The sequence below is a fragment of the Rhodococcus sp. P4_B6 genome, assembly GCF_056402215.1.
In genome coordinates, this window is record NZ_JBFUHV010000276.1 from 1 (window position 1) to 8,169 (window position 8,169).

The 8,169-nt window shown below is 65.9% G+C and carries 8 protein-coding genes and 1 tRNA gene; 8 read left to right on the forward strand and 1 reads right to left on the reverse strand.

Annotated elements, in window-relative coordinates; translation table 11 throughout:
- Nucleotides 1–187: 187 nt before the first annotated feature.
- The 5 genes from AC1DWT_RS48075 to AC1DWT_RS48095 all read left to right on the forward strand — a co-directional run bounded on the left by AC1DWT_RS48075 (nt 188) and on the right by AC1DWT_RS48095 (nt 3,345).
- Nucleotides 188–676 (forward strand): MaoC/PaaZ C-terminal domain-containing protein, encoded by a 489-nt coding sequence (locus AC1DWT_RS48075; protein ID WP_095870077.1) that lies wholly within the window; start codon nt 188–190, stop codon nt 674–676.
- An 81-nt stretch (nt 677–757) separates the two neighbouring features.
- Nucleotides 758–1,672, forward strand: a complete 915-nt coding sequence (locus tag AC1DWT_RS48080; protein WP_095870078.1) for an SDR family NAD(P)-dependent oxidoreductase — start codon at nt 758–760, stop codon at nt 1,670–1,672.
- A 607-nt stretch (nt 1,673–2,279) separates the two neighbouring features.
- Nucleotides 2,280–2,585, forward strand: coding sequence for a hypothetical protein (locus AC1DWT_RS48085; RefSeq protein WP_095870080.1), 306 nt, complete (start codon nt 2,280–2,282; stop codon nt 2,583–2,585).
- A 252-nt stretch (nt 2,586–2,837) separates the two neighbouring features.
- On the forward strand, nt 2,838–3,185 hold the full coding sequence (locus tag AC1DWT_RS48090; protein WP_095870101.1) for a hypothetical protein: 348 nt from the start codon (nt 2,838–2,840) through the stop codon (nt 3,183–3,185).
- Between the two features lie 86 nt (nt 3,186–3,271).
- Nucleotides 3,272–3,345 (forward strand) — tRNA-Ile (locus tag AC1DWT_RS48095).
- Between the two features lie 133 nt (nt 3,346–3,478).
- Here the strand turns inward: AC1DWT_RS48095 and AC1DWT_RS48100 are convergent.
- Nucleotides 3,479–3,769, reverse strand: coding sequence for a DUF4193 domain-containing protein (locus AC1DWT_RS48100; RefSeq protein WP_095870081.1), 291 nt, complete (start codon nt 3,767–3,769; stop codon nt 3,479–3,481).
- A gap of 431 nt (nt 3,770–4,200) precedes the next feature.
- Between AC1DWT_RS48100 and AC1DWT_RS48105 the strand changes: the two genes are divergently transcribed.
- From AC1DWT_RS48105 to AC1DWT_RS48115, 3 genes are all read left to right on the forward strand, one after another.
- Nucleotides 4,201–5,187 (forward strand): type IV toxin-antitoxin system AbiEi family antitoxin domain-containing protein, encoded by a 987-nt coding sequence (locus tag AC1DWT_RS48105; protein WP_095870082.1) that lies wholly within the window; start codon nt 4,201–4,203, stop codon nt 5,185–5,187.
- The gene (locus tag AC1DWT_RS48110) at nt 5,184–6,128 is read left to right on the forward strand and encodes a nucleotidyl transferase AbiEii/AbiGii toxin family protein (RefSeq protein WP_095870083.1); all 945 of its coding nucleotides are present in this window, start codon (nt 5,184–5,186) and stop codon (nt 6,126–6,128) included. Before AC1DWT_RS48105 ends, AC1DWT_RS48110 begins: the two co-directional genes overlap by 4 nt.
- 179 nt (nt 6,129–6,307) lie before the next feature.
- On the forward strand, nt 6,308–8,169 hold a 1,862-nt coding region (locus tag AC1DWT_RS48115; protein ID WP_477925967.1), incomplete at its 3' end, for a hypothetical protein.

An 8,169-nucleotide genomic window follows, 5' to 3' on the forward strand; every position in this document is an offset into this window, starting at 1 on the left:
GCCCTTGGCAATCGCTGGGATGTGCTCGTACGGGCTACTCAGAGCAACGCGACCAAAGACCGCGACCGGCCAACATCCCGCGCGGCACACCGACTTCGTGTAACCGCACGGGAAGACTGGCAGGGGCGTCGAAGTCACCCGCAATCACTGCGCAGAGCGCCCAGCCGTAGCAGGGAAGGAAGTCGGAATGAACCATGCCGCACCTGATGACGGCGAACTGCGATATGCCGAGGACCTCGCCGTAGGAGACGAGTTCGACCTCGGGGAGTACCTCGTCACAGCGGAGGAGATCATGTCGTTCGCCGACCACTGGGATCCTCTGCACATACACACCGACGTCGCACTCGCCGAAGCAAGCCACTTCGGCACGATAATCGCGAGCGGCGTCCACACGCTCGCGGTATTCCAACGCCTCGCTGTCAACCGAGTATTCGGAAACTGGCACATAGTCGCAGGCCGAGCACTGCGTGAGGTGCAGTTCCGCGCACCGGTCCGTGCCGACACCTACTTGCGGGGTACTTTCAGCATCACCGCAATCGGTAATACCCACCCGCACTGGGATCGGGTGACAACCATCGGAACCCTATCGTCACGAGACTCGCAGCCTGTCATGACGCTTCAAATGGAGATGTACGTTCGTCGCCGTCCGCGTCCGAGCGAACACAGCGCCCTCTAGTTCACGGGCGAGAGGCGGCACGCGGACGGGTTCTATTCATCCACGAGTGTCCGAACAAACTGACTCGACAAGGAGATCACTATGACCGGTCGTCTGGAGGGCAAAGTCGCAGTAATCACCGGTACCGGCCGCGGAATGGCGCGGCAGGTCGCGTTGCGGTTCGCAGCCGAAGGAGCGTCGATCGTCGGATGYGACATCAACGCCGAAGCCGCCGAGGAAACACTCGCAATCGTGCGTGCGGCCGGCGGACGGATGGAATCGCTGCACCCGATCGACCTCTCGAACGAGGAGGAAGCGCACCAGCTACTCGAGTTCGCCGCCGGGAAATTTGGCGGCATCGACGTCCTACACAACAGCGCGATGCAGTTACGATTGGGAACAGTCGAAGACTCCAGCCTCGCGGACTGGAAATTCACCCTCGACCACACACTGACCGTTCCCTTCCTGGTCTCCAAACACGCCATTCCTCACCTACGCGCACGCGGCGGCGGCAGCATCATCTTCATGGGCTCGGTGGCCGGTTCCGATATAGGAACGGGATACCCGGGCAACCTCCCCATCATCCAGGCCTACTCAGTGGCCAAAGCTGGTGTCATCCGATTGGCAAGCTGCCTGACGAACGAAGTGGCCAGAGCAAACATCCGGGTGAACACGATCTCACCAGGCTGTGTGGCAACCCCGAACGGCCTCCTGTTCTACGGCACGGAAGGCACCGAACAACGCCGCGTTACGCTGACACCGAACCTGATTCCGCGCCTGGGGGAGCCCGAAGATATTGCAAGCGCGGCTGTCTATCTGGCCTCAGACGAGGCCTCCTGGGTTACGGGGCTCAACCTGGCCATCGATGGTGGTTCTTACGCATCCGGCGGAGCCGGCCTAGCGCGCCCCGACGACATCGCCGCCTACGCACCCGGGATGGCCGAGATGTCCGAGGTCGACCACTGGGCGACGAGTGGGCGACGCGCCCAATCGGGTGGTACCCCTCTTCGTCAGTAACAGTCGCGCATGCCACGCCGGAAGCCGTCGTCTCGACGTCGCCGAGCGGGCACAGTTCGGATTGCCAGCCGCTCGGGGCGGGGTGAGGCAGTGAGCGACCGAACTGCAGCAGACTTCGAGCGCTTAACTCGCCATGCTTGCCTACGTGCGGGACCACCTCCGGGCTTGGGAGAGCACAGATTTCCGGATCCCGACCACAGTTGTCGATCAGGTTCTAGATGAGCTCAACAGTCTCGAACGATCGCGTTCGGATCGGAATTGGTGCGCGCCGTGCAGTGGTGTGGGTGACCGACCGTCCGCCGCTGCCGGCAGTCGCCGCTCGAATGAAAAGAGGGGGTACATGTAGCGGCCACCGAGCTGGTATCCGCCGATGTCACCGCGTTCGCGTAACCGGCTGCCGGGGTTGCGTCGGTTGCTGTCGCGCGAACGCAGCACGTCGGTTGTGTGCTGAGTGCATCTGGGTGGCCACCGACTGCACGATGGCAGCCGACTGCTTCGGCGGCGTTCCCGATCGTGGGTGGTGTTCGTGCAGGTCGGGTCGCGGACCGGGCCGGGTGGTGCTTATGCTCGATCTCGGGAGTTTCGCCGAGCGGAGAGGTGCATCAGCATGGCCCGAAACAGCAGCAATCGGCCGGTCGGTGGCCCGGAGTTGACGGTCGGTGTCCGGGTGCTGGTCCGCAGGAGTGCCGGGGCCGATCTCACCGGTGAGGTGGTCGAGGATTATGCGGCGGTGACCGACCTTGGTGGTGGTGGGCACGAGTGGGCGCCGGTGCATCGGTGGGCGGTCGCGCTCGACGACGGGCGGCTGGTCTTCGCCGACACCGAAGACCTGACCATCGATCCGGGCTCCTACCACTCCGCCCCGGACCGGGATTCGGCTGTGCGGACACCCGGCCGACACCGGGGAGAGTGATCGGCGGTAGCCGCGTCGTGGCCGCTTCTGGGCGGCGTCATGCATCGTGCCCACGAATTGCGCTAGCAGTCAGTTGATTACATGACTGACGCGGATGAGGTCCTGAAGGTGGTACGTCGATTTCACCGCACGATCTGTCGGGGTATGCCTCAGTCGTGGCATAGCCGCACCGGACGTGTCTTGCGCTGTGGTGCTGTTCGGAACTGATGTTGCAGGCTTACCGTGTCCCGTATGAGAGGTGATGAGGCGCGCGTGGCCCGGGACTTCGCGGGGTGGTTGTCATCTCAGGGCTGGACGGTGCGAACGGATACGGAGTTCGTCGACATCGTTGCCGAGAAAGATGGACGGCGGCTCTACGCCGAGGTCAAGGGTGCGACGACCGCGCCGGGGTTGGATGTCGATACCGCGATCGGGCAGCTGGTGAGGCGGATGCCGAGCGAGGCGGATCAGTCGGTGTCGTTTGCGTTGGTCGTGCGGGACGAGCCTGGTTCGGTGGAAGCTGCGGTGCGGGCACCTCAGCGGATTCTGGATCTGTTGGGGATGGCGCTGTATGCGGTCGACGAGGACGGTGGCGTGCGGCAGCTCTTCGGCCGCGCATGAAGATTGTCCTCGGTACGGGCCGGCCACGGCCAGCAAGTGGCCGGTAGCATCACCACGCCCCACGATGGTGGGGATGGTGCGGTGATGGGGCGGTAGCTCAGTCGGTTAGAGCCGTGGACTCATAATCCATTGGTCGCGGGTTCGAGCCCCGCCCGCCCCACCGCGTCGCCGAAAGGCCCGTGGAAGGGCGATGGCCGGCTGCCGCTCCGGCGGGGCAAGTGTGTGCGATGCAGTTGCAGTGGCGGATGCCGCTCAGTCTGGAGGTGTCCGGGTCGTCGGATGCTCCGACGTTCTCAGGCGCAGTCCCGGCAGATCAACTGTGTAGCGTCGGCGAGGCGGCTGCGGTGATGGACCAGGAAGCAACTGGTGCAGGTGAACTCGTCGGCCTGCTTGGGGATGACGCGGACGGTGAATTCTTCACCGGACAGGTCGGCGCCGGGCAGTTCGAAGGACTCTGCGGTGTCGGAGTCTTCAACGTCGACGACGGGGGACTGGGTGTCTTTCCGGCTGACGGTCAGCTGTTCAAGGGAGGTGTCCGGCTCGTCGGATTCGGTGACTCTGGGGGCGTCGTAGTCGGTGGCCATGGCTGTTGCGTCCTCATACTCAGGTTGTTCGGACTCGCCAGGGCAGGAGGGGTTCGGTGGCGCGATGCAACCGGGCGGCTTCCGCTCGATCCCAGGCGGGCGGGGATCGTGCTCCGTCGGTTCGGTTCGGTGGCCGCCGGGTTGTCTCATTGTCGTTTGTTGTCAGGGGAATTGGCTCTGTCGGTGTGGGCGGGTGGGGGTTGAGGATTAACATTCGCCGTGTCTGGTGGACCCCTCGGTTCCCACCAGCGCTGACGGCGGGTGTGTGAATGCCTGTCTGTCGGCCCGTCGGACAGGCGCCCTGCAGTCGGTACTGCGCCCGCTCTGCCGCGCCATCCGGCGTGGGTCGACATCGTCGCCGACGCAACTACCTTGGCATGATAGTTACATACCATGCCATGGTTATGGGGGGAACTGTGTATTATTGTGGCATGAGATCGGATAGTCGTGCTGCTCAGGTGGTGGCGCTGGCTGCTGAGCAGGGGGGTGTGGTGACCAGCCGGCAGGCGCGGGCGGTGACGTCGGTGTCGGTGCAGCAGCTCAAGCGGATGGTCGATTCGGGGGTGCTCGAGCGGCTGCATCATGGGCTGTACCGTCTGGCGCGGATGCCGGAGGATGTTCATCTTGATGAGCGGGTGGCGTGGCTGGCGCTGGACCCGGATGTGGTGGTGTGGGAGCGGCTGGATCAGCCGCTCCCGACCGGGGTGCTCTCGCATCGCACCGCCGCCGGCCTGCTTGGGCTGGGGGATCTGGATGCCGATGTGGTGGAGCTGACCGCGACCCGGCGGATCCGGCTGTCGCTGCCCGCCGTGAGAGTGCATCGGGGTGTGCTGTCGCGGGAGGATTGGCAGCTCGTCGACGGGCTGCCGGTGACCACCCCGGTCCGCACCATCGCTGATCTGGCCGCCGCCGGGACCGATGCCGGGCATCTGGCGTCGGTGGTCCGCGACGCCCTCACCCGAGGGCTGGTCACGGTGGAGGAGGTGGTGGCGGTGCTGACCCCATATGCCTTCGATTACGGGCACCGGGCGCTGGACGGGCAGGGCTTCCTCGAGGTGCTGATCGCGCAGGCGGGGGTGCCGGCCACCACCCTGGCCCTCGCGGACCTCGCCCGCAAGAACACCACCACCACCGACACTGCCGCTACTGGGGCCGCACCGGATGCCGGGCAGCTGAGCGTCGCCGCCCTGATGAAGGCGGTGACCGAGTCACCGCAGGCGCGGGACGCGCTGCTGCGGTCGCTCGCCGCCGCTCTCGGGCAGTCCACCGCAACTGCGAGCGGCAGTGAAACCACCGACGCCGACCCCGGGGCGGCCGGACCCGCCGCCCAGCCGGCGGACGGCACCAGCACGACCGGATCCGGCCGGACGGCCCGGACGGCCCGGACGGCTCGGTCGGCGAAGACGGCCGACCGGTGAGCCCGGCGCCGCGGTCCCCGCAGGCGGTGCGGGCCAGTATCACCGACCGCCTCAACCGGTACGCCCACGACCACGGCCAGAACATCGCCCTGGTGCGCCGCCGCTTCGTCATCGCCCGCTTCCTCACCCGCGTCTTCGATACCGACCCGGACGGGTGGATCCTCAAGGGCGGCATCGGAATGATGGTGCGCCTGCCGCAGGCCCGCTACAGCAAGGACATCGACCTCCTCGCCGCCACCGACCTTCCGGACTCGGTCGACGAGCTGCGCCGCACGGTCCGCGACCACCACCTCGACCACTTCCGCTTCGAGGTCGGCCCGTCCACCGAGCTCAGCCACGACAAGGGGGTCACGGTCACCGTCACCGCCTCCCTCGGCGGCAAGACGTACGACAGCTTCTCCCTCGATGTCGTCGGCAGCCGCCGCACCCTCGTCGGAGAAATCGAACGCCGCCCGATCCCGCGGCTGGTCGACACCGACGACTTCCCACCCGAGACCAGCGTCCCGCTGTATCCGCTGGCCGATCAGATCGCGGACAAGATCTGCGCACTCTACGAGGTGCACGGTGCGGCGGGGGCGGCGTCGGGACGGTTCCGTGATCTGGTGGATCTGCTGCTGATCAGCATGTTCCTGCCCATCGATCTGACCTCCACCGTCGACGCGGTCGAACGGGAACGGCGCGTCCGCGGCCTGCCCGCACTGCCGGCCACGCTGGTGAGCCCGGGCCCGGCCTGGGCGACGCAGTGGGCCAAGGCCGCCCGCAACTCTCCACTGACCACGGACCTCCACGACCTCGAGAGCGCGCTGGCTGCGGCGGGCCGATGCTACGACCGCATACTCGGCTCGCTCCCCACTGCCCGGCAGTCGGCGGTGTGGAGCCATGAGCGCAGCGCCTGGGAGACAGCAGCGCAGCAGGGTGTCAGAGTCGCGGACCTTGAATGAGACCAGAGCTCGGATGATCGCGAGTACCCGAGAGTCATCCTCGGCGAGTGTCATTCACGCGAACGGCAACGCAGGGAGTGTAGGGACGACATGTCCGTCCCCCCAGCTACGGCATCGGGCGCCGGTGCGAGAACCCGATCGGCCAAAAGGCGGACCGGCTGAATCCCGAGGGTATCCAGATGACCCATCCGCTCACCACATTGTTGGGTCCAGAAACTCATCTCTCTACGTTGTGGTCGATAGGGCGGGGGAACCAGGATCACGGTTGCTGGCGCCGAACCGAGGGGCGTCCGGTTGAGCCCAGACGAGCCCAGACGAGCCCAGACGAGCGCAGGCAACGTTGCCGTTCACCGACGTCGGGGCAGGATAGGGGGTCGCAGAAAGTAGCATCGGCGGGTGTGAAGAATCGGCCCTTGTGTGGACGTGCGACAAATGCGGGTGGCTCCTGTCAGGCCCCGGTGCGGTATTCGAGGCCGTTGGAGCGTTTCGCGCCGGCGTGCCGGGCGCATGTGACGGCGGCGGAAGCCGCGGAGATCGACGCGGATCCTTTGTGGTCTGACGAGGGCCAGGTGCTGTGGTGTCTGCAGCGGCACGCGAAGGCGGCGGATCTGGTCGCTCCGGCGCAGATCGCCGCGGAGTTGGGCTGCCAGGTTCCGCGGGTGATGTCTGTACTGGAAAGGCTCGAAGCCGGCGGGGAAGTGGCAAGTCACTCTGAGGGTCGGCGCCGGATGTGGGGCACCGCGGAGCAGGTGCGGCGTCTGGACGAGGCGGGCCGGCAAGCTGAAGCTGACCGGGTTGCCTCCGCCCGGAGAACCGCTGACCGTAATACGGCGCTGAGGAAGGTGGGGGAACGACTCGAGGGAGTGTTTGCCGGACGGGACATCGGCGTGACGAGCCTGACACGGATGGTGGGCTACGAACCGGCGCAGGTGCGTCCGGATCCATTGATCATTACCGTCGACGACCCCGAGGCGGCGGAATGGTTGCTGAACCGGCTCAGCGCGGCGAGCCGGTCAACGGAGGAACCCACGCAGTTGCAATGGTCGGAGCATTGGGAGCGTCTGCACGAACTGTTGGATGCCCTGCGGTGGGCGGGGTGGTCGACGGACGAGGACGAGCCGTGGGGTGAGTTCGTCCCGGATATCGGGCCGATCCTGGCAACGCGGATGCGTCGAACATGTATGGCAATCGATGTGGAGTACCAGCCCCAACAGGGCGCATTGCTGTTGCAATCGTTCGACGGTTTCGGAGACGAAGAATCGTCGGAACTGTTCAGCATGCTCGATGACGACGAGGTCATCGACCTCGCGGGAGACATCGACCAGCAACAGCGTGCGGTGACCCAGCGTGCCGGTGAGTGGGGATTGCTCGATGCCACCCGAATAGCGCTTTCGGACAGCGCTGTGGTGTCGCTTCCGGACTTCATGATGGGCAAGTACGCCGAGTGGATCTTCGCGGTAGCGGCCGTGGAACGCGACGTCACGGCCGAACAGGTAATCGCCGATGTGACGACGTCGGACGAGTTGGTGACCTTTATGACCGCGGTCGTAGGGATGCTGGCCAGCGACGTTCTCCCTGACTGTGTACCGGACGCTGTTGTGTTGGGGATCGCCGCGTGGTGTTGGCGCAACGACACCGCCGTCGAAGCGTGGCACCTGGCCGACGACGTTCTGATGGCCCGGGTCAACATCGCGGTCACCGCGGCAATCCGTCCCCACATCGACCCAATCGACGGGATCGACTGGGACGGCATACGGGTCGTGCTGACCGACTCCACCTGGACGCTGCCGGACGGTCGAGTGATCGCCGATTTGTTCGGCGACGGATGGGCCCAGGTCCAAGAGACCGTCGGCTCGCGACTGGATGCGTGGCGGGAGATTGACGCGCAGATCCTGGGCGGCGGAGCCACGATGCGGTTTCTGACGATCGGAGGCTCGACCGAGTACACCCGGCACTGGTGGGGGCAGGGCCGTTGGCGGGCGATCTGTACTGAGATTGTGCGCGATGCCATCAAGGCAGGGATCGATCTGCCGTCACCGTA

Coding starts and splice junctions, on each gene's coding strand:
- AC1DWT_RS48075 (WP_095870077.1), top strand. CDS start 188: ATGAACCATGCCGCACCTGATGACGGCGAACTGCGATATGCCGAGGAC.
- AC1DWT_RS48085 (WP_095870080.1), top strand. CDS start 2,280: ATGGCCCGAAACAGCAGCAATCGGCCGGTCGGTGGCCCGGAGTTGACG.
- AC1DWT_RS48100 (WP_095870081.1), bottom strand. CDS start 3,769: ATGGCCACCGACTACGACGCCCCCAGAGTCACCGAATCCGACGAGCCG.
- AC1DWT_RS48105 (WP_095870082.1), top strand. CDS start 4,201: ATGAGATCGGATAGTCGTGCTGCTCAGGTGGTGGCGCTGGCTGCTGAG.